A 21,070-nucleotide genomic window follows, 5' to 3' on the forward strand; every position below is an offset into this window, starting at 1 on the left:
CACGGTGCACTGCGGTAAGAAGGAGCTTGGCGAACGCGCATTTTGTCATTATTTTGCAAGGCAGCGTGTGCAGCATTGCCGCGCGGAGAGAGCATGTCGGCGGAATGTTGCTGCGATTGATACCATCGATGCGGATCAGGGTGGGGCGCCTCATCGCCCTCGCCTATCTGTTCTGCGTGCTCGCACCGGCCGCAAGCCTCGCCTGGGGTCAAGCTCCGGCGCCATGCCTTGGCGACGACTTCGTGCCCGTCAACGTCATGCCGGCGCATCATCAGACGCAGACGAGCCATGAGATACAGACGAGCCATGCGCATGGCGACTCCTCGCATGACCACGCGGGGGCACATGCGCATCACCAGACCGCCGCGCAGGACGCGCCCGCTCCGCACCGTCATGACGGCAAGGGTACGCCGGGACCATGCTGCGGGATGATGTGTGTGAGCGCGCTGCCGGCCGACCTGCCCAGCGTCGCAAAGCCGCTTCAGCCGGTTTCCGCCTGCTCGCCCGAGATCGTGGTGAGCCTGCACAGCGCAGCGCCGCCCCTGCTCTACCGCCCTCCCATCGCCTGATCTGACGCGCGACGACGTCAGGCCGAGCGCGCATCCGCGCGCGCAAGCCTGTGGTCTCCAGACAGATCAGGGATGAATCATGCTTACGCTTTCCGGGGCGAAGTCCGCCGCTGCATCCGCGGCGCGGGGACGACATTTTCGATTCAATTGGCCGCTGCTGGCCGCAACGGCATTGGTGCTGTCCGGCTGCATGCCGGCAACGACACAGATCGCCGGCGCTGATCCTGCCGATCCCGCGGCCAAGGTCGCGCGCGCCGGCTATCGTTCGACGATTGCGCCCTACACCAGCCTGCGGCCTGCGACGCCGACACCATGGCATGAGCGCAACGAGAACGTCGCGCCGCAACTCAAGCAAGACCGGTAGGAGCGCGCCATGACACACCGTCTCGCGCCAAGCCTGCTCGTTCTTGCCTCGCTCGGCTTGTCTGGCTGTGCCGCATTCTCGCCCGACAGCGGCATGAATGCCGTCTCGGAACTGACGAGCCAGACCATCAACAAGGATGTCGCCTTCGTGCGAACAGCCGAGGGGGCCGGAGCGGTCGACGCGCGCGTTCGCCAGCTGCTCTCGCGAACACTCACAGCCGACACCGCCGTGCAGATCGCACTGCTCGACAACAAAGGGCTTCAGGCCGCCTATAACGAGCTGGCTCTGGCCGAGACCGATCTCGTCGAGCAGAGCCTGCCGCCCAATCCCGTGTTCTCGCTCTCGCGGATCTCGGGCAACGGTGCCAGCGAAATCGAGCGCCAGGTTGTCGGCGACATCCTCGCGCTCGCCACCCTGCCGTTCCGCTCGGAGATCGCCCGCGACCGTTTTCGTCAGGCGCAATTGCGCGCAGGCCTGGCGACGTTGCGGCTTGCCGCCGATGTCCGCCGCGCTTATTGGCGCGCCGTTGCCGGCAACGAGATGGTAGCGCTGCTGACGGACGCGAAGGCGACGGCGGAATCAACCGCACAGCTCGCGGCCAAGCTCGGGGAGACCGGCTCGATCAACAAGCTCGATCAGGCCCGCGAGCAGGTGTTTTATGCGGAGACCACCGCCGACCTCGCGAGCGCGCGGCAGACGGCAACGAGCGCGCGCGAAAAGCTCGCGCGCCTGATGGGACTGTGGGACGGCGGCCTCGATTTCCGACTGCCCAATCAACTGCCGCCGCTGCCGCGGCCGCCTCAGGCTTTGCCGTCAATCGAAGCCGACGCGGTCGCCCATCGCATCGACCTTCAGATCGCACGGCTGGAGCTGACGGCACTGGCGAGGTCGCTGAACCTTACCGGGGCGACGCGCTTCGTGACCCTGCTCGATCTCGCCGGCATCTCCCGCCGCACCCGGGATCCGGAGGGCGCGCCGTTCCGCGAGCGCGGCTTCGACGTGCAGTTCCAGATCCCGATCTTCGACGGCGGCGAGGTCCGGGTGCGGCAGGCGGCAGAGACCTACAATTTCGCTTTCAACCGTCTGACCGAGCGCGCTGTCAATGTGCGCTCCGAGGCGCGCGATGCTTATGGGGTCTATCGCTCCAGCTACGACATCGCCAGCCATTATCAGCGCGAGATCATCCCCCTGCGAAAAATCATCACCGAGGAGATGCAGCTGCGCTTCTCCAGCATGCAGGTCGATATCTTCGCGTTGCTCACCGAGGCGCGGCAGCGGCTCGCGTCGCTGCGCGGTGCAATCGATGCCAGGCAAAGATTCTTCCTTGCCCAGTCCGAGCTGCAGACCGCCGTCAATGGTGGCGGCGCGCCTGCGGGCAGCAGTGACGATTTAACCACTATCGCCGCGGCAGCACCTGCCGATGGCGGCCACTGACATGGAGGCCGACATGTTTTCCCGCCGAAGATTTTTGGGCAGCGCCGCGCTGGCCGGCGCATCCGTTGTCAGCGGCCGCGTGCAGGCCGCCTCTATTCCGGAAGCCCCGCACATGGACAAGGTGGTGATGCAGCCGCCGCTGCACCCCGTCAGTGGACCGGACTATCGCCCCGTCGTCACCCTGAACGGCTGGTCGCTGCCATTCCGGATGAACGGCGACTGGAAGGAATTTCATCTCGTCGCCGAGCCCGTGGTGCGCGAATTCGCCGAGGGCATGAAGGTGAATCTGTGGGGCTATAACGGCCAGTCGCCGGGCCCGACGATCGAGGCCGTCGAGGGCGACAAGGTCCGTATCTTCGTGACCAACAGACTGCCCGAATACACCACCGTGCACTGGCACGGCATGATCATTCCCAGCGGCATGGACGGTGTCGGCGGGCTGACCCAGCCGCACATCCAGCCGGGGAAAACCTTCGTCTACGAGTTCGAGATGAAGAAGAGCGGGACCTTCATGTACCACCCGCATTCCGACGAAATGGTGCAGATGGCGATGGGCATGATGGGTATGGTCGTCGTGCATCCGCGCGACTCGAACTTTCGGGCCGTCGACCGCGACTTCGTCTTCGTCATGAGCACCTATCGCGTCGATCCCGGCACTTATCTGCCGCGGGTCAACGAAATGACCGACTTCAACATGTGGACCTGGAATGCGCGGGTGTTTCCCGGCATCGATCCGCTGCCGGTCAGGCTTGGCGACAAGGTGCGCGTGCGCATCGGCAATCTCAGCATGACCAACCATCCGATCCATTTGCACGGCCACAGTTTTGCGGTGACCTGCACCGACGGCGGCTGGATTCCGGAGAGCGCGCAATATCCGGAGACCACGACGGACGTACCGGTCGGCGCGGTCAGGGTGTTCGACGTTCTGGCCGACAATCCCGGCGACTGGGCGTTCCACTGCCACAAGTCGCATCACACCATGAATGCGATGGGACACGACATGCGCAACCTGATCGGCGTGTCGCGCAAGGATCTCGCCAGGGCCGTCGGCAAGCTCGCGCCTGACAGCATGGCCATGGGATCGACCGGCATGGCGATGGGCAACATGGAGATGCCCGCGCCCGACAACACGCTGCCGATGATGACCGGCACTGGTCAGTTCGGCCCGATCGAGATGGGCGGCATGTTCACGGTGATGAAGATCCGCGAGGGCCTCGCGCGCGACGACTATCGCGATCCCGGCCCCTACCAATTCCCGAAGGGCACCGTCGCCTACGAGGTCACGCTGCCGGCCCCGGAGCCGGCGCGGCAACAAAGCACGCCAATGCACAAGATGAAGATGTGAGCGTTTCGATGAACCACCACCAACTGGAGCTACCAATGAAGAAGACGATCAAGCTCGGTCTCGCGCTGGCTGCGCTCTCGGCCGCACCGGCCCTTGCCCACGACCAGCACGGGCACGGCACCTATTCGGCCGGCGAGCCCGGCGATCCCAAAAAGCCCGCGCGCACGATCGAGATCCTGCTGAACGAGATGGACTATTCACCCGCCAGGATCGAGGTCAAACGCGGCGAGCAGATCCGCTTCGTGCTGCGCAATGTCGGCAAGGAGGACCATGAATTCCTGCTCGCCACCACCAAGGAAAATCTCGCGCATGCGGTGGAGATGAAGAAGCATCCGCACATGGAGCACGACGATCCCAACGGTGTCAGGCTCGCGCCGAGCAAGAGCGCCGAGATCCTCTGGAAGTTCAGCAAGGCCGGCACGTTCGAATTTTCCTGCCTGATTCCCGACCACCGCGACTACGGCATGGTCGGCCACGTCACCGTGAAGCAATGAAGGAGAGTCCCATGAACCGCATCATCCGCATCGGCGCAGTGCTGGCGCTGACCGTCGGTCTTGCCACAGCTGCCCTGGCGGCCCAGGGCGCCGCGATCAGCGGCGAGGTGAAGAAGATCGACGAAGGCTCCGGCAAGATCACGCTCAAGCACGGGCCGGCGACGGGTCTCGGGATGGATGAGCCCATGACCATGGTCTACCGGGTCAAGGACCCGGCGGTGCTCAAACAGGTGAAGGTCGGCGACAAGGTGACTTTTGAAGCCGAGGAGGCCGCTTCGGGCTACACGGTGACGAAGATGGAGAAGGCGAAGTAGGGCTACTTCCTCCGTCCGCCGAATGTTGGCGCCAAGCGCTTCCACAACGTCATGGCCGGGCTTGTCCCGGCCATCCACGCATTCCGCGCGGCATGAAGAACGTGGATGCCCGGGACAAGCCCGGGCATGACGGTTGCTTGCCCGCGAGATGGCCGAAATACCCCGGTCTGACCTCCTGCCGCACCCTTTATTAACCGTTTGCTAACCATACACCGGGCAAAAATTGCCCAGTGGAGTCGAGTGTCGTCAGCCGCGTAGAACGGGAGCCCCCGTGGACGCCAGTGCGGTGCCTCACTTTCGGAACGGCGGCCCTTCGGCCGCCGCGCAGACGTTTGGGGCGCGTGGACGGCAGTCGCGCGGGGGAGCAGCTACCATGGTCGATGTCACCGCGGGACAGGGCGCAGGCAGCACGAATGCCGGCTTCCCCACCCTTGCCGAGATCGGCAACATTCTCAGGCGCGGCGATATCGCGCTGGCACTCGGCGTCCTCACCATCCTGGTGGTGCTCATTCTGCCGCTGCCCGCCATCGTGCTGGATCTGTTCCTGGCGATCTCGATCACGCTCTCGATCCTGATCCTGATGACGTCGCTGTTCATCCAGACGCCGTTGGAATTCTCCGCCTTCCCGACCGTCCTGCTGATCTCGACCATGCTGCGGCTGTCGCTCAACATGGCCTCGACCCGCCTCATCCTGTCGCACGGGCACGAAGGCACGCATGCGGCCGGTCACGTCATCGAGGCCTTCGGCAGCTTCGTGATGGGCGGCAATTTCGTCATCGGCATCATCGTCTTCGCCATCCTGGTCATCGTCAACTTCGTCGTCATCACCAAGGGTTCGGGCCGCATCGCCGAAGTCGCCGCCCGCTTCCACCTCGACGCCATGCCCGGCAAGCAGATGGCGATCGACGCCGACCTCTCCGCCGGCCTGATCGACGAGAAGGTCGCCAAGCATCGCCGCAAGGAGCTCGAGGACGAGAGCGGCTTCTTCGGCGCCATGGACGGCGCCTCCAAATTCGTCCGCGGCGATGCCATCGCCGGCCTCCTGATCGTCTTCATCAACGTCGTCGGCGGCATGATCATCGGCGTGGCGCAGCAGGGCCTCTCCTTCGCCGATGCCGGCCGCAGCTACACGCTGCTGACGGTCGGTGACGGCCTCGTCACCCAGGTGCCGGCGCTGATCGTTTCGACCGCGGCGGGCCTGCTCGTCTCCAAGGCCGGCGTCTCCGGCGCCGCCGACAAGGCGCTGATGAAGCAATTCTCCGGCTATCCGCAGGCGCTCGCGATGTCCGCGGCGGTTATGCTGGTGCTGGCGGCCCTGCCGGGCATCCCGACCATCCCCTTCCTGGCGCTCGGCGTCGGCGCCGGCGCGCTCGCCTGGCACGCCCGCAACCGCAACCGGGCGAATGCCAGAGCTGACGAAGTTGCAAAGACCGCACCTGCGCCGGGAACGCCGGGGGCAGCGGGCACCGCTGCGGCGGAGGAGCCGATCTCCGCGGCGTTGAAGATCGACGACCTCAAGATCGAACTCGGCTATGCCCTGCTGCCGCTCGTCAACGGCCCCGACGGCACCGACCGTCTCACCGAGCAGATCAAGGCCCTGCGCCGCTCCCTCGCGATCGAGATGGGCTTTGTGATGCCTGCGGTGCGCATCCTCGACAACGTCCAGCTCGAGGCCAACACCTACATCATCAAGATCAAGGAGGTCGACGCCGGCACGGGCAAGATCTGGCCGAACCAGTTCATGGTCATGGACCCCGGCGGCAGCCAGGTGCAGGTACCGGGCATCCACACCACCGAGCCGACCTTCGGCCTGCCCGCAACCTGGGTCGATGCCAGCCTCAAGGAGGAAGCCTCGCTCAAGGGCTACACCGTCGTCGACGCCGCGACGGTGCTCTCGACCCATCTCACCGAACTGCTCAAGGCCAACATGTCGGACCTGCTCTCTTATGGCGAGGTGCAGAAGCTGCTCAAGGAGCTGCCGAAGGAGCAGGGCGAGCTGGTCAAGGACATCGTGCCGGGACAGGTCACGGTTTCCGGCATCCAGCGCGTGCTGCAGCTGCTGCTCGCGGAGCGCATCTCGATCCGCGACCTCTCGACCATCCTCGAAGGCATCGCGGACTCGCTCGCCTTCTCGCGCAATCCCGCCACCATGGTCGAGCACGTCCGCGCCCGCCTGGCGCGGCAGATCTGTGCTCAGAACACCTCCTACAACGGCTATCTGCCGCTGATCGCGCTGTCGGCGCGCTGGGAACAGGCCTTTGCCGAATCCATCATCGGCCAGGGCGAGGAGCGCAGCCTCGCGATGCAACCCTCGAAGCTGTCGGAGTTCATGACCGGCGTGCGCGAGGCCTTCGAGCGCGCCGCGCGCGAAGGCGAGGCCCCGGTGCTGGTCACCTCTGCGGCAATTCGGCCCTTCGTGCGTTCCCTGGTCGAGCGGTTCCGGGCCCAGACCACCGTCCTTTCGCAGGCTGAAATCCACCCGAGGGCGAGGCTGAAAACGGTCGGAAGCATCTGATTTGCCTTAAGAAGCCGTGTGTTTTTTGGCCACAGGCAAATGGTTTTTCAGTTTCTGGCTTCTTGTCGATCAACGGCCGGCAAACCGCCTGACAGATACATTACTACTTTGAAATAATTGCCAAATTGCACGAACAAGAGCCGTTTCTGATCGCGATTTGTCACGTCCTGTCACGCTCTTGTGATCGCCTCTTGGGAACGAATCCCCCCAATACTAGGTTGTTGGGCACCGGAAGCATGAACCCGACTAAACTGGTGGGCGACTACTTCGGGTAGATGGCGGCAGGAGCCTTCCATGAACCACTCGATTTACAGCGCAGATCGCTCGACCCACCTCAAGGTCGTGGTCGTAGCTCTTGTCGCCGGCATCGTGGTGGCAGGTCTCGGCATCACGGCGCGCACGAGTTCAGATGAAGGCCTGACCCAGACCGCTCGCGTCATGAAGGCCGGCAAGCCTGTCGCTATTACCAGCTCGAACGTTTCGCTCGTTCGCTAAGGAGATCTGAGTTTCAGGAATTCACGCGGCTCTTTACCAGCCCCCCAAAGTCGCCACGTGGATATGTAGACGACCCCAACCCCAAGTCGACTACAGAAAGCGCCCGCCCCCCACGGGCGCTTTCTCATGTCGGGGGTACCTCCGTCGTGTGACTGAATTCATCTCTCGTGTCCCGGACGCGCTGCAATGCCTCCATAGCGCGTCGAAGACGCGCGTAAACGCGCTCAGGGCGTTGCTGCGCAGAACGGCGACCCAGGAGGCCACGGCACTCGCTTGCAACTTGGGCCCCGGCTCTGCAGCGCGTCGTCGAAGAGACGCTGCGCAGCATCCGGGCACGAGACTGCAGTTACGGCGTGCAGCTGCGCCAACATCGTCATTGCGAGCGCAGCGAAGCAATCCAGAATCTTCCCGCAGTGGCAGTCTGGATTGCTTCGCTGCGCTCGCAATGACGGAGTTTGTGGGTGGCAGCATCGCGCTTTCAACTCGCATCTCTATCACTGACGCAGCTTCGCATCCTCGCGGCGTGTTCGCCCGAGCTTTGCTTCGTCGTCTCACCCTCGAAATTGAAAAGGGCGCAGGGAAGACCGGGTGCCGGCTGGCACCCGCGGTCCACTGTGCGAGGTTGCAGTCAAAAAATCTGCACAGCGGCATACAGGTGAAGCCAAACATCCGGCCTTCCCTGCGCAGTGGCTCTACGACTTATGTCGCGCTCTCCCCGGGGAGCGATGCACTATTGCCCCCGTCGCCTTGCGGATGGCTGATGCGCGTGCCCGGTCGGGCCGCCACATCACCGCAACACTTGGCGCACAGACCCCGGGCGCCAGGACCACACGATTTCGCCGTACGCCGATCACACCGGTCGTGTGCGCGGCGTCTCCGCTCACGGTTGCCCGCCCTGCGAAGTCGTTCGCGCCGATGTGACCCACGTCCACCGCCGTCCGGCCCGCGTTCGTGACGATCGCGATACGCCCCTCTTCCTTGGGCCGGGTTGCGGCGACACATACGCCGTTTCCGAATTTCGGTAAAGTGGAATATTTTAAGCGGTGCGCGTTGACCCACCGCTCACGTGTTTTGCCTGTCGTGCAACGCAAAGGCTTGTGGGGCACCGGGCCGGGCCAACATCGTCCGCCCCAGTACGCGATTGCGCCCAAGGCGGACGATGACACCGAAACTGACGCGAGCGATTGCGACATAACCATCGAAGACGAGACCACCTAGCGGGTCCGGTCCGCCCCATAGGTCGGCGGCGGCGCCTGCACGGTTGGTGCTGCCGCAGCGAACAGCTCGTCCTTGCTCCCGGTGAGCGGCGGATAGATGCGCTTGCGGTTGATGGTCTGTTTGGTTGCCTTCGCGACCGCGCCGATGGCCCGGACTTCGCGGTCCCATCCTTCCGTATAGAGCGCACCCCAGCCGCCGAGATCGAGCACGGTCACGTACCAGTCGATCCGCAGCGGCAGCATCGGCAGGCCGGCGAGGTCGGCCACCACATTGTGGCCGGCGAAGCGGCCCATGGGGCGCGCGAACTGGCAGGACATCACGGTCGGATGCAAGCCGTCGACCACGCTCGAGGCGACGTCGCCGGCCGCGAACACACCACTGACATCCGCAATCCGCATCAAGGGATCGACGAGAAGGCGCCCGAGGCGATCGCGTGCGTCCGGGAAGGTCGCGGCCAAGGGGCTCGCGCGCATCCCGGCGCACCAGATCACCGTCTGCGTCGCAATGAACTCGCCCGAGCTCAGGCGCAGGCCGGCGGCCGCGACGGAGACGACACGGACGCCAAGCCGGGTCTCGACGTCGAGCGAAGCCAACGCCGTCTCGATGACGGGACGGGCATGTGCGCCGATGGTAGCGCCGACGGCCGGATTGGGATCGACCAGGATGATGCGGCGGCTGCCGGTGATGCCGGCGCGCGCCAGCCTGTCGGGCATCTCGGCCGCGACCTCGATGCCGGTGAAGCCGGCGCCGACCACGACGATCGTCGAGCGCCCCGGCGCGGGCACGCTGCGTCCGAGCGAGGTGAGATGATCCTCGAGATGGAGCGCCGCTGCATAAGTGTCGACGTCGAAAGCATGCTCGGCAAGGCCGGGAATGTCGGGACGCATCACTTCGCTGCCGAGCGCCAGCACCAGCCGGTCATAAGCCAGCGTCTCGTCGCCGCCACCCGTAACCAGCGAAATCTCGCGCCGTGCCGGATCGATGGCTTCGACCTCGCCGATCCCGTGACTGACGCCGATCGGATCGAGCAGTTGCGGCAGCGGAAGCGCGACCTCGCTGAGATCGGCCTCGTAATTGCGGACGCGGATGTTGTGATAGGGATTGCGGTCGACGACACGGATCTCGATGTCACGGCCGGCCGCGCCGATCTCGTCGCGCTTGCGCGCGGCACCGATGGCCGCCCACAGACCTGCAAACCCGGCGCCGAGCACGACGATACGCGCCATGTCAGTTGACTGCATTTCCCAAGAGAGCGACGAGAGAGCGACGACGAAGCGACGAACGATCAAGCCGTCTGACCGCGCAGACAGATATAGCTCATCCGGCCGGACGGACCAACTGCGGTGGTACCGGCGCGCCGCACAAATTCTCGGCGCGGCTCAGGCTTCGCGCAGTTCCGACGGCGTCGCACCAAAGCGCTTGCGGAAGGCGCGGTTGAAATAGGACAGATCGGAGAAGCCCGACGAATGCGCGATGTCGCTGATCTTGCGGATCCTGGCGCGGGGATCGCTGAGCAGCTTGCGCGCCTGCAGCAGGCGCTGCTCCAGCACGAATTCGGTGAATGTCGTCCCGGCCTGCTCGAACAGGCGCTGTGCCTGGCGCGGGCTCAGGCCGGAGCGCGTGGCAATCTCGGACAGGCAGAGATCATTGCGGCCAAGCGCGGCCATCACGTCGGCGCGCATGAGATCGAGACGGGCCGCCGCCTGGCCGCGGCCGCGCGCCAGACTTGCGTGTTCGGCGTCGGTGCCGAGCACGAGGCCGACGAGATCGACCATGTGCTGCGCGGTGAGGCGCTGGCCGACGGCGTCCAGATGCGGCGCATGATGGGCGGCGAGGGAGTGGTAGCGGAAGATCGTCTCGGCGACCGCACCATCCGAGAGCACTTGCGACAGCTTGTCCTCGGCGCGCGGATTGATGTCGAGCAGCGCGCGGCGCGGCATGCGAATGGTGGTGAAGCGATCTTCCTCGGTATGGCCGACAGTGCCGGTGATGCCCATGTCGACGAGCACCATCTGCGCGGGCGCAAGCTCCACGGCATGGCCGTTCTGCCCGACGCGGACGAGACCCGCATGTGCCGCGATCAGGACGAGATCGTCGCTGCCGTCGGCAAGGTGGCTCTGGGTGCGTGAATATTGCGCGGAGGCGCCCTCGGGAATGGCGAGCGCGATATTATCGACCACGCTGACCTGGAGCCGGCAATCGATGCTGTCGCCCCGGCTCGGCCCGATGTCCAGGCCGCAGGACCCGAAGGCCCGTTCGCGCCAATGTTCGAAAGCCGGGCCGTGTGGCAGCCCCGCATATTGGTGCACGAAGATGCCCGACGTTTTCGCTGCATCCATCTGATTTCTCGCCCCTCTCCGGCACCATGGTGGGCGGCGCCGACTGCAAATTCCGGGCATTTGACGCCGCGAAAGGCGGAGAGGTTCAAGCGAGCACGGATTCGGCGAGATATTGTCGCAATACGACGGCGGGATGGACCGTGGCGACAGTTTTACGCGCTTGTAGCCCGCATGGAGCAGCGACGGCCTACTTCTTCGCGGGCGCCTGCGGCTGTGACGGCGGCACGGTCTCGATCAGCTTGCCGGAAAACACCGGTGCCGAGGTCGGCTGGCCGTTGGGCGAGCCGCCGGTCTGCTCGACGGTGACCGCGTAAGTCGCGCCGTTGACGACGTCCGCGTCGTACGAACCGAGCACCGGCCGTGCGGTGAAATCGCCTGCGCCGATCACACCAAGCGAGCGCGGGCGCGGCAGCTTGTCGGAGATCAGCCAGAGCTCGAAACTCTTGCCGGGCTCCGGTGTCGCGCCGACCTTGCGAACAGTGAAGTTCCTGGTCGCACCGTCGATGGTGAGGATGAAGGCGGGACCTCCGCCCTGGCCCTGCAACAGCGCGACGTATTGCGACGACGCCGGCAGCGGCGCCGGTGTCTTCACCTCGACCGTCTGGATGCGGGCTGCCGGTCGCAAGCCGCGCGGCAGCGCCTCGGGCTGGAAGATCTGAAGCCACAGCGTCACGAGCAGCGCGGCCGCGAGCGCGCCGACGGCCGATGCGATGGTGCGCCAGCGCTTCACGCGACCCTCGAGCCGGATCACATTGCTGTTGTCGGCGACCGGCGCCTGCGGCGCACGCGCGACTTCCGGGTCTGGCGCGTGGACCTGGGGCATGAATATCGGCACGATTTCGGGAATCGCATCGGACGGCGGTCGCGCCGTTTCGGGCTGCTCCGCTTCGGGAGGCTGCGGCCCCGGTGGCGGCGCGTCCTCCGCTGGCACCTGCGGAGGCACGGTGTCGCGCGAGGAAAACTCCGGCACGGGAGGCGGCGGCGCGACGTCCGGCTGCGCTGGCGGCTCCTGCGCAAAGCCCGTCCGCATGAGCTCGGACCTGATGTTCTCCCACACGATCGGACGCGGCTCGATCGAGCCGACCATCTGGTTGAGGACGCCGAGCCGGAATGCCCACGCCTGCACGACATCGGCGAACGCCTTGTCGACCGCCATCATGGTCTCGACCTGCGCGCGCTCGTCCGCGTCGAGCGTACCGAGCGCATATTCCGCGGCGAGCGCGATATGGTCCTCCGTGTAGGCCATTACTTGCGGTCCAGACCCATCCTCACAGTACGAGCTCTCATAGCCCGAGACACTGGCGAATATCCAACATGCTGCGCCGGAGCCACGTCTTCACCGTGTTGACGGGCGCCGCGAATTTCTCCGCCAATTGCTCGCGACTCCAGCCGTTGTAATAGGCGAGAAGCACGAGCCTCTGACGGTCCGGCTCGAGCCGGCCGATACATTCCAGGAGCCGCTTCAATTCCTCGGTCATCTCCCTCCGCGCCAGCGGATCGGGGCTATCGCTTGCGACTTCCATCGCCTGCGGCTCTTCCTCGATGGAGACTTCCGTCTTCTTGCGCACGATGTCGATGGCGCGATTGCGCGCGATCGACGCCATCCATGTGATCGGCGACGACAGAGCGGGATTGAACTGGCCGGCGCTGTTCCAGATCTTGACGTAGGTCTCCTGAACGACCTCCTCTGCGAGATCCTGTCGGCGCAAGATACGGAGCACGACGCCATAGAGTTTCGCGCGCGTGGCGACGTAGAGGCGCTCGAACGCGGTCTGATCGCCCTGCGCTACCGCCCCTATCAGCCCGACCAGCTCTGCTGGCGTCAGCATTCAGCCCCCCAATGCGCGGCCCCTCGCGTTCCGCGCGGGCCCTGGCACCCCGCCACCATAGCGCGCGACAAAGCCGACCACCAAGGGGGCGCGGCGCCACTCTGTGGACAGCACATGCGAAAACCCGGACCATTGGGGTCCGGGTTCTGCAAATTTCACAGGTTTTGCTCTCACAGGTCTGGTTTTCGCAGGTCCTGTTCTAGCGGGTCTGCGGCTAGCGCCTCAGGCGACGGCGCCCATGCGGGCACGCATCAGGCCGATGCTGTCGAGATCGGCCTGCTCGCGGGCGTTTTCCTCGGCGCGTTCACGGGCCTGATCGCGCTCGTCGAGGAGCTCGACCTTCTTCAGCTCTTCGAAGGCTTCGGCCAGCGCGGCCTTGGCTTCATCGAGCTGACCCTTCAGCTCGTCCGCCGAGCGGGTCAGGTTCTCGCGGCGCTGGATGGCAGCCTTGGCATAGGTCGGATAGGCGAAGTGCGAGGGATCGTTGATCCCGGCGCGCTCCTGCTCGGTCGAGATCTCACGTTCAAGATCGGTCGACATCCGCTGGAAGTCGGCGATCATGGTCTCGATCTGGGTGACCCGGCGGCGCTTCTCGTCGACCTGAAACTTCTTCAGGCGGATGAGGGTATCACGTGACTTCATCGACTCGTACTCCCCAGAAGTCCCTTGGCTGCAAGAAACACACACATTGGGACAACACCAGTCTCCCCACAGGCCCGACTGGGGCCGAGACCGGCTCTGCTACTCTGTGGGATGGGATGATGACGGGACAAAGTTAGCGTTCCGTTTCCAAATTACCGAGGATTAGCGCCAACTGGCGGTAGCCGTCCGCCAGCGATGCATTTTCATCCTTGCGCTGGCGCAGGAAGGCCTCCAGCGGCTCGTGCAGGCGGATCGCCTCGTCGACCTCGGGGCTGGAGCCGGCGCGGTAGGCGCCCAGACGGATCAATTCCTCCATGTCGGCATAGGTCGCCATCACCGCCCGCGCCTTCTGTATGGTCGGCCAGAACTGCGGATCGGCCGATTTCGGCATCGTGCGGGAGACGGATTTGAGGATGTTGATGGCGGGGTAACGGCCGCGTTCGGCGATCGAGCGCTGCATCACGATGTGACCGTCGAGGATGCCGCGGACGGCATCCGCGATCGGCTCGTTATGGTCGTCGCCATCGACCAGCACCGTGAAGATCGCGGTGATGGCGCCCTCCCCAAGGCCCGGACCGGCGCGCTCCAGAAGCTTCGGCAGCTCGGTGAACACGGTCGGCGTATAGCCCTTGGCGGTCGGCGGCTCGCCCGCGGACAGGCCGATCTCGCGCTGGGCCATGGCAAAGCGCGTCACCGAATCCATCAGGCAAAGGACGTCCTGCTCCTCGTCGCGAAAATATTCGGCGACCGCGAGCGTCAGATACGCGGCCTGGCGGCGCATCAGCGCCGGCTCGTCGGAGGTCGCGACAACCACGACGGAGCGCGCCAGGCCCTCCTCGCCGAGGTCGTCCTGCAAGAACTCCTGCACCTCGCGGCCGCGTTCGCCGATCAGCCCGATGACGCTGACCGCGGCATCGACGTTGCGCGCAAGCATCGACAGCAGCACCGACTTGCCGACGCCGGAGCCTGCAAAGATGCCCATGCGCTGGCCGCGGCAGCAGGTCAGGAATGTGTTCATCGCGCGCACGCCGAGATCGAGCGGCGCGCCGACGCGCTTGCGCGAGTGCGCCGGCGGCGGCGAATTGCGGTACGGCATCGGCGCCCGGCCCTGCGGCAGCGGTCCCTTGCCGTCGATCGGCTCCCCCAGTGCATTGACGACGCGGCCGAGCCAGGCCGCGCAAGGGCGCACCTGATTTGCGGCATTGGCGATCACCGCCTTGCAGCCGCGCCGCACGCCGTCGAGGCCAGCGAACGGCATCACAACGGCATTGTTGCCGGAGAAGCCGATCACCTCGCAGGGGATGGAACGGTTGCCGCCGGTCTCGATTACCAGCCGCGCGCCGACCGACATCGCATGGATCGGGCCGGCCACCTCGACCATCAGGCCGCGCACGCCGACCACGCGGCCATAGATATTGACGCCGTCAATGTCGCCGATCTGTTCGGCAAGAGCTTTCATTCAGCAAGAGCTTTCATTCAGCAAGAGCCTTCATTCAGCAAGAGCCTTCATCAGACGGCCTTCATGACGTCATCGCCTGCGTAATCCGGGCTTTCGTGGCGAAAACCTTAAGTTTCGCCATATTTCTGAAAGGCGCTTAACTTCGTGTTTACCCGCATCGTTAATCATTGCGTCACTGTCTTTGTGACTGAGCGTGGCTCCCCTTCAGAAGAAGGCTGAGTCGCGGGAGTCGGTTAGGCCCGTCTCTTAAAGTGGAACTTGAACGCAACGGGATAACGAAAGCTGCTTCACACCCAAGACCTTAGGGCGATTCGACAAAAATTGCATCTGCAGGGCTTGCGTTCCAGAATCAGAATTTGTTAACCATCTGTTGTCAGGATCCGAATCAGTTGTTCAAAGGCGTTTTGTTGTGTGCCGCGAATGCGGCCGACCTGACGCCCAGGAGCGGCGACTATGGGGAACTGGCATGCGCGTTTTGCTGATTGAAGATGACAGCGCCGTCGCGCAGTCGATCGAGCTGATGCTGAAGTCTGAGAGCTTCAACGTCTACACGACCGATTTGGGGGAAGAAGGCGTCGATCTCGGTAAATTATACGATTACGACATTATCCTTCTCGATCTCAATCTGCCCGACATGTCCGGCTACGACGTGCTCAAGCAGCTCCGGGTCTCCAAGATCAAGACACCAATTCTGATCCTCTCCGGCCTCGCCGGCATCGAGGACAAGGTCAAGGGTCTCGGCGTCGGCGCCGACGACTACATGACCAAGCCCTTCCACAAGGACGAGCTGGTTGCCCGCATCCACGCGATCGTGCGCCGCTCCAAGGGCCACGCCCAGTCGGTCATCCAGACCGGCGACCTCGTCGTCAACCTCGACACCAAGACGGTGGAAGTCGGCGGCCAGCGCGTGCATCTGACCGGCAAGGAATACCAGATGCTGGAGCTGCTCTCGCTCCGCAAGGGCACGACCCTCACCAAGGAAATGTTCCTCAACCACCTCTATGGCGGCATGGACGAGCCCGAGCTGAAGATCATCGACGTCTTCATCTGCAAGCTCCGCAAGAAGCTCGCCAACGCCTCCGAAGGCCGCAACTTCATCGAGACCGTGTGGGGCCGCGGCTACGTGCTGCGCGAGCCGCACGAGGTCGAGGAGCGCATCCCCGCCTGATCAGCTTACGTCGCAAGCCCCTGGGGCTTGCTCCTCCCAGCCTGGACCCCGCCGCAAATGGCGGGGTTTTGTTTTTGGGGGGACGCGAACGCGGCCTCATCGTCCTTGCGCCATTGAACCGCTATCCTTTCCCCGCCGACGAATGGTCGCTGCACGATGGGGGAACGATGATCCTGCAATCACTCGCCGGCCTGCCCGCCTTCCTGGTCTATTTCTGCACCGGGCTGATCGCGATCGTGGCGTATCTGTTCGCCTATACCCGCATCACGGCGCACAACGAATTCCAGCTGATCCGCGACAACGATCCGGCTGCGGCGATCGCGCTCGGTCTCAGCCTGCTGGGCTTCGTGGCGCCGCTGGTCAGCGCGATCGCGCATTCGGCCAATGTGCTGGACTGCCTGATCTGGGCGATGATCGCGCTGATCGTCCAGATCGTCGTGTTCTTTCTGGTGAGAGTGCCGGTGCCGAACCTGTCGGCGCGGATTGCCGCCGGCGAACTCGCAGCTGCCATCTGGCTCGGGCTGTCCTCGCTCGCCGCGGGCCTGCTCAACGCCGCCTGCATGATCTACTGACATGGCCGACAAGCCCTCCAAAAAGGAGTTCGGCAAGCGCCGGCCGGCGGTCGGGCCGCCGCCTGCACAACAGCCGGTGAAGCGCTCCCGCCATGTCGCGCTGCTGGTGATGGGCACGATCGCGGTCGGCACGACCGCCTACACGCTGATGCCGCGGCAGAATTGCGAGCCCTCTCCTGCCGGCGCCACAGTCCCCGGCGCGGGAGCGCCGGTGCAGGCGAGCGCCGCCTGCAGCAGCAGAAGCAGCTCGTCCGCCGGCGGCGGAAGCTCGGGCTCGTCCTCGCGATCGAGTTTCTTCAGCAGCGACTCATCGAGTCATTCCGCATCGGGAACGTCGTCCGATTCGGGCTCCGGCGGCGTGAGTCGCGGCGGCTTCGGCTCGTTTGGTCACGGCTTCTCGGGCGGCGGCTGACCCATGCAACGCATCGTCTGCCCCGAGCGCGACGACTGGCGGCAGACCGCCGAACAATGCGGCTTCGCGTTCCATACCATCGGCGGCGAGCGCTATTGGGACGAGCGCGCCTACTACGGCTTCACCCTCGACGAGATCGAGCGCGGCATCGAAACCCCGACCGGCGAGATCGACGCGATGTGCCTGGAGCTTGCCGGCCGCGTGATCAGCGACGCGCGCCATCTGCAACGCTTGAAGATACCCGACGCGTTCTGGAGCTTGATCGCCGAGAGCTGGGAGCGCGACGACCGCAGCCTCTATGGCCGGCTCGATCTGAAATTCGACGGCAAGGGACCGGCAAAGCTGCTCGAATACAACGCCGATACGCCGACCTCGATTTTCGAAGCCGCGGTGTTTCAGTGGACCTGGCTCGAACAGGCGATCGAACGCCGCATCATCCCGTCGCGCGCCGATCAGTTCAATTCCATCCACGAACGCCTGATCGAAGCGTGGAAGCAGATTGCCGCAGGCCGCCATGTCCATCTCACCGGCACCACGGGCAATGAGGAGGACGCCGGCACGCTCGCTTATCTCGAAGACACTGCGCGCCAGGCGGGACTGGCGACCACGCTGCTCGACATTGAGGCGATCGGCTGGCGCGATGATGCCGGCGGCTTCGTCGATCTCGACGACCGCGACATCGCGCTCGCCTTCAAGCTCTATCCCTGGGAATGGATGTTCCACGACGCCTTCGGTGCAAAGCTCAAGGACGCACAGACACGCTGGATCGAACCGCCGTGGAAGGCGGTGCTCTCCAACAAGGGCATCCTGCCGCTGCTCTGGGAGATGTTTCCGAACCACCCGAATCTGCTGCCGGCCTTCTTCGAGGACGATCCGCGGGCAGCCGAACTCGGCAGCTCCTATGTGCGCAAGCCGCTGCTGTCGCGCGAAGGCGCCAATGTCACGCTGGTGTCTGGCGGAATGCCGCTCGAGGAGCAGGCAGGACCCTACGGCGCCGAAGGGTTCGTGCGGCAGGCGCTCGCGCCGCTGCCGAACTTCTCAGACTTCTATCCGGTGGTGGGAAGCTGGCTGGTGGATCACGAACCCTGCGGCGTGTCGATCCGCGAGGACGAGAGCCCGATCACCGGCAATGGCTCGCGCTTTCTGCCTCATGCGATCTTGTGAGGGCCGCTCTTCTTACTTTCTCCCATATGGGAAGCATCACCGCGCCGCTGCCACCTTCAAGGACGGCGGCATCAATCCGCCCATCGGGCGGCCGGAGCGGGTCGGGTTGAGCTGATAAAGACCACGACGGTCGGCGATCGGGCGGAACGCGTCGGTGATGCCGACGACGGATTCGGCGGCGCCAAGCAGCAGCGTACCGTCAGCTTCCAAAACCTTCGCCATGCGTTCGAAGATCATCGCCTTGGTGTCCTGGTCGAAATAGATCAGCACGTTGCGGCAGAAGATCACGTCGAACGTGCCGAGATGGGAGAAGTCCTGCAGCAGATTAAGCTGGCGAAACTGCACCATGGCGCGGATGTCGGCATTGAGCTGCCAGACCTCGCCCGCTTGCGTGAAGTATTTCATCAGGTGCTGGATCGGCAGGCCGCGCTGCACCTCGAACTGGCTGTAGACGCCGGCCCTGGATTTCTCCAGCACCTCCTGCGACAGATCGGTGGCGACGATCTCGATGCGCCAGCCGGCAAAGGCTGCGCCCATCTCCTTCACGCACATCGCGATCGAATAGGGCTCCTGTCCCGTCGACGACGCCGCCGACCAAATGCGCAGCGACTTGCGCGCCGCGCGCGCCCGAAGCAGCCCCGGCAGGATGGTTTCGCGCAGATGATCGAACGGGATCTTGTCGCGGTAAAAGAAGGTCTCGTTGGTGGTCATCGCTTCGACCACGTCGCTCGCAAGCCGGCCGTCGCCGTTCCTGATCTTCAGCACCAGATCGGGAATGCCGGGGAGGCTCGCCTTGCGGGCCAGCGGCAGCAGCCGGCTCTCGACCAGATACTGCTTGTCGGGGGAGAGATCGAGGCCGGAGCGTTCTTTCAGGAATTTGCGCAGATACTCGTAGTCAACCGGCGTCACGAGCGATCTCCCGCGAACAGGCGATTGACCCGGGCGCCGATCTGGTTGAGCGGCAGGATCGCCGCGCAGATGCCGGCATTGGCCGCCGCGCCCGGCATGCCCCAGACGACGCTGGAGGCTTCGTCCTGTGCGATCACGCTGCCGCCGGCGGCGACGATGTCCTTGCCGCCGCGCATGCCGTCCGAGCCCATGCCCGTCAGGATCACGGAGAGGATGGCGCCATGCCAGATGTCGATGGCGGAGGTGAACAGCGGATCGACCGCGGGCTTGCAGAAGTTGACGGCGGGGCCGTCGTCGAGCGCGATCGCCACGTCGGCGCCGCTACGCACGACGCGCATGTGCTTGCCGCCCGGCGCAAGATAGATGCGGCCCGGCCTCACCGCCTCGCCATCGACCGCCTCGGCCGCCGGCTTCCGGCTCGTGCGTGCCAGATGCTCGGCAAGGATGGTGGTGAAGGTCGGCGGCATGTGCTGGGTGATCAGGACCGGGACGCGGTCGATCACGGGGCCAAGCTCGGTGACGAGCGCCATCAGCGCCTGAGGACCGCCGGTGGATGAGCCGATCAGCAGCACCTTCGGTGCCTGGATCGAGAACGGACGCGTGGACAGTGCCGAGGACGACGACGGCGCATGCAGGGCTGGAGCGGGCGCGGCTGGCCGCGCGACAGCCGGTCCACGTGCGGCTGGAGCCTGGCTACCGGGCACCAGCGGCGGGCTCGCAACCGCGGGCTTGCGGCGCAGCCGTGCGCCGAGGTGGCGGATCTTCTGGATCAGGTCGTGGTGGAAGATGTCCGCAGCCGACGCCTCGCGCGTCGATTCAGGCTTCGGAATGTAGTCGGCCGCGCCGAGCGACAGCGCCTTGAAGCTGATCTCCGCGTTACGGCGCGTCAGCGTCGAGGCCATGATGATGACGAGATCGCGCTTCTTCGCCAGCAATTGCGGCAGCGCCGAGATGCCGTCGAGCTCGGGCATTTCGATATCGAGCACGGCAACGTCGGGGTTGATGCGTTCGATCTGGTTGACCGCCTCGAGCCCGGTGCGCAGCGAGGCGGCGACCTCCATGTCGTGCTCGGCACCGATCCAGCGCGAGATCAGACCTCGAATGACGACGGAGTCATCGACGACCATCACCCGCAATGGCCCGGCTTCGCGCGACGAACCCGTGGTCGAACTACCTGCGAACGCAACACTCATTACTCACCAACTCAGACTGAAACGGTCAGTTGAAAAATAGACGCCGAAGGAGCCGTCAGCCTCCGGGCGGTCGGTCAGATAAGCCCGACTTCCTGGAATTTCGCCGTCACGATGTCTTTGTCGAACGGTTTCATGATGTACTCGTTGGCGCCGGCGTGCAGCGCGCGCGCGATGTGCGCGACGTCGTTTTCGGTGGTGCAGAACACGACCTTGGGCTGGTCGCCGCCGGGCATGCGCCTGAGATGGCCGAGGAACTCGTAGCCGTCCATCACCGGCATGTTCCAGTCCAGCAGCACCGCGTCGGGCAAGCCGCGCTTGCAAGCTTCCAACGCCTTCTCACCGTCCTCGGCTTCGAGAATCTGGAAGTCGAGGCCCTCCAGGATCCGGCGCGCAACCTTGCGGATGACGCTGGAATCATCAACGACGAGACAAGTTCGCATGTGAACCTCTGCTTCTACCCCGTTTGCGGGGGCACTTCCAATTGCAGGTACGTCGGCGGATGTGCCGGCGTATCAGGCCGCCATCATCTCGGGCGCGAGCTCGAGGACGCGATCGACGTCGAGGACGACCATGAGCTGGCCGTCGAGACGGTGGACACCGCCGGCGAGCTTGGCCATGCGGGGGTCGAGGTTGAC

The 21,070-nt window shown here is 64.8% G+C and carries 21 protein-coding genes and 1 pseudogene; 12 read left to right on the forward strand and 10 right to left on the reverse strand.

Annotated elements, in window-relative coordinates:
- Nucleotides 1–26 precede the first annotated feature (26 nt).
- The 8 genes from IVA88_RS11370 (at nucleotide 27) to IVA88_RS11405 (ending at nucleotide 7,530) form a co-directional block, all read left to right on the forward strand.
- Nucleotides 27–569 carry a hypothetical protein gene (locus tag IVA88_RS11370; protein ID WP_247497377.1) on the forward strand — a complete coding sequence of 181 codons (543 nt, stop codon included), beginning with the start codon at nucleotides 27–29 and terminating at the stop codon, nucleotides 567–569.
- 79 nt (nucleotides 570–648) lie between these two features.
- Nucleotides 649–933, forward strand: a complete 285-nt coding sequence (locus tag IVA88_RS11375; RefSeq protein ID WP_247497378.1) for a hypothetical protein — start codon at nucleotides 649–651, stop codon at nucleotides 931–933.
- 9 nt (nucleotides 934–942) lie between these two features.
- Complete coding sequence (locus IVA88_RS11380; protein ID WP_247497379.1) at nucleotides 943–2,367, forward strand: TolC family protein; 1,425 nt, start codon at nucleotides 943–945, stop codon at nucleotides 2,365–2,367.
- Between the two features lie 13 nt (nucleotides 2,368–2,380).
- On the forward strand, nucleotides 2,381–3,712 hold the full coding sequence (locus tag IVA88_RS11385; protein WP_247497380.1) for a copper oxidase: 1,332 nt from the start codon (nucleotides 2,381–2,383) through the stop codon (nucleotides 3,710–3,712).
- A 35-nt stretch (nucleotides 3,713–3,747) separates the two neighbouring features.
- Nucleotides 3,748–4,206 carry a cupredoxin family protein gene (locus IVA88_RS11390; protein ID WP_247497381.1) on the forward strand — a complete coding sequence of 153 codons (459 nt, stop codon included), beginning with the start codon at nucleotides 3,748–3,750 and terminating at the stop codon, nucleotides 4,204–4,206.
- A gap of 11 nt (nucleotides 4,207–4,217) precedes the next feature.
- Nucleotides 4,218–4,520 (forward strand): copper-binding protein, encoded by a 303-nt coding sequence (locus IVA88_RS11395; protein WP_247497382.1) that lies wholly within the window; start codon nucleotides 4,218–4,220, stop codon nucleotides 4,518–4,520.
- Between the two features lie 373 nt (nucleotides 4,521–4,893).
- On the forward strand, nucleotides 4,894–7,035 hold the full coding sequence (gene flhA / locus IVA88_RS11400; protein WP_247497383.1) for a flagellar biosynthesis protein FlhA: 2,142 nt from the start codon (nucleotides 4,894–4,896) through the stop codon (nucleotides 7,033–7,035).
- A 294-nt stretch (nucleotides 7,036–7,329) separates the two neighbouring features.
- Nucleotides 7,330–7,530, forward strand: a complete 201-nt coding sequence (locus IVA88_RS11405; protein WP_247497384.1) for a hypothetical protein — start codon at nucleotides 7,330–7,332, stop codon at nucleotides 7,528–7,530.
- Nucleotides 7,531–8,744: 1,214 nt separating this feature from the next.
- Here the strand turns inward: IVA88_RS11405 and IVA88_RS11410 are convergent.
- The 6 genes from IVA88_RS11410 to fliI all read right to left on the reverse strand — a co-directional run bounded on the left by IVA88_RS11410 (nucleotide 8,745) and on the right by fliI (nucleotide 15,017).
- A complete protein-coding gene (locus IVA88_RS11410) occupies nucleotides 8,745–9,974 on the reverse strand; it encodes an FAD-dependent oxidoreductase (protein ID WP_247497385.1) in 1,230 nt (409 codons plus the stop codon).
- Nucleotides 9,975–10,127: 153 nt separating this feature from the next.
- The gene (locus tag IVA88_RS11415; protein ID WP_247497386.1) at nucleotides 10,128–11,087 is read right to left on the reverse strand and encodes an AraC family transcriptional regulator; all 960 of its coding nucleotides are present in this window, start codon (nucleotides 11,085–11,087) and stop codon (nucleotides 10,128–10,130) included.
- 187 nt (nucleotides 11,088–11,274) lie between these two features.
- On the reverse strand, nucleotides 11,275–12,333 hold the full coding sequence (locus IVA88_RS11420; RefSeq protein ID WP_247497387.1) for an anti-sigma factor: 1,059 nt from the start codon (nucleotides 12,331–12,333) through the stop codon (nucleotides 11,275–11,277).
- A gap of 37 nt (nucleotides 12,334–12,370) precedes the next feature.
- Nucleotides 12,371–12,916 (reverse strand): sigma-70 family RNA polymerase sigma factor, encoded by a 546-nt coding sequence (locus IVA88_RS11425; protein ID WP_247497388.1) that lies wholly within the window; start codon nucleotides 12,914–12,916, stop codon nucleotides 12,371–12,373.
- A gap of 222 nt (nucleotides 12,917–13,138) precedes the next feature.
- Nucleotides 13,139–13,558: a flagellar export protein FliJ gene (fliJ, locus tag IVA88_RS11430; protein ID WP_007606301.1), complete on the reverse strand. Its 420-nt coding sequence runs from the start codon at nucleotides 13,556–13,558 to the stop codon at nucleotides 13,139–13,141.
- A gap of 133 nt (nucleotides 13,559–13,691) precedes the next feature.
- The gene (gene fliI / locus IVA88_RS11435) at nucleotides 13,692–15,017 is read right to left on the reverse strand and encodes a flagellar protein export ATPase FliI (RefSeq protein ID WP_247497389.1); all 1,326 of its coding nucleotides are present in this window, start codon (nucleotides 15,015–15,017) and stop codon (nucleotides 13,692–13,694) included.
- A 466-nt stretch (nucleotides 15,018–15,483) separates the two neighbouring features.
- Between fliI and IVA88_RS11440 the strand changes: the two genes are divergently transcribed.
- From IVA88_RS11440 to IVA88_RS11455, 4 genes are all read left to right on the forward strand, one after another.
- Entirely contained in the window at nucleotides 15,484–16,185 is a 702-nt protein-coding gene (locus IVA88_RS11440; RefSeq protein WP_007600544.1) for a response regulator transcription factor, read from the forward strand.
- A gap of 167 nt (nucleotides 16,186–16,352) precedes the next feature.
- Entirely contained in the window at nucleotides 16,353–16,757 is a 405-nt protein-coding gene (locus IVA88_RS11445; protein WP_007600543.1) for a DUF350 domain-containing protein, read from the forward strand.
- A 1-nt stretch (nucleotide 16,758) separates the two neighbouring features.
- Nucleotides 16,759–17,169 carry a hypothetical protein gene (locus IVA88_RS11450; RefSeq protein WP_247497390.1) on the forward strand — a complete coding sequence of 137 codons (411 nt, stop codon included), beginning with the start codon at nucleotides 16,759–16,761 and terminating at the stop codon, nucleotides 17,167–17,169.
- A 3-nt stretch (nucleotides 17,170–17,172) separates the two neighbouring features.
- A complete protein-coding gene (locus tag IVA88_RS11455; protein WP_247497391.1) occupies nucleotides 17,173–18,333 on the forward strand; it encodes a glutathionylspermidine synthase family protein in 1,161 nt (386 codons plus the stop codon).
- 36 nt (nucleotides 18,334–18,369) lie between these two features.
- On the opposite strand, the gene IVA88_RS11460 is transcribed toward IVA88_RS11455, so the two are convergent.
- From IVA88_RS11460 to IVA88_RS11475, 4 genes and pseudogenes are all read right to left on the reverse strand, one after another.
- A complete protein-coding gene (locus tag IVA88_RS11460) occupies nucleotides 18,370–19,242 on the reverse strand; it encodes a protein-glutamate O-methyltransferase CheR (RefSeq protein WP_247497392.1) in 873 nt (290 codons plus the stop codon).
- On the reverse strand, nucleotides 19,239–20,435 hold the full coding sequence (locus IVA88_RS11465) for a chemotaxis response regulator protein-glutamate methylesterase (protein WP_247497393.1): 1,197 nt from the start codon (nucleotides 20,433–20,435) through the stop codon (nucleotides 19,239–19,241). The genes IVA88_RS11460 and IVA88_RS11465 overlap by 4 nt, the downstream gene beginning before the upstream one ends.
- Nucleotides 20,436–20,509: 74 nt before the next feature.
- Nucleotides 20,510–20,875: a response regulator gene (locus IVA88_RS11470; protein ID WP_007600538.1), complete on the reverse strand. Its 366-nt coding sequence runs from the start codon at nucleotides 20,873–20,875 to the stop codon at nucleotides 20,510–20,512.
- Nucleotides 20,876–20,947: 72 nt separating this feature from the next.
- A pseudogene (locus tag IVA88_RS11475) lies at nucleotides 20,948–21,070 on the reverse strand (chemotaxis protein CheW); the annotation flags it as partial.

The sequence above is a fragment of the Bradyrhizobium sp. 149 genome (assembly GCF_023073915.1).
Lineage (GTDB): Bacteria > Pseudomonadota > Alphaproteobacteria > Rhizobiales > Xanthobacteraceae > Bradyrhizobium.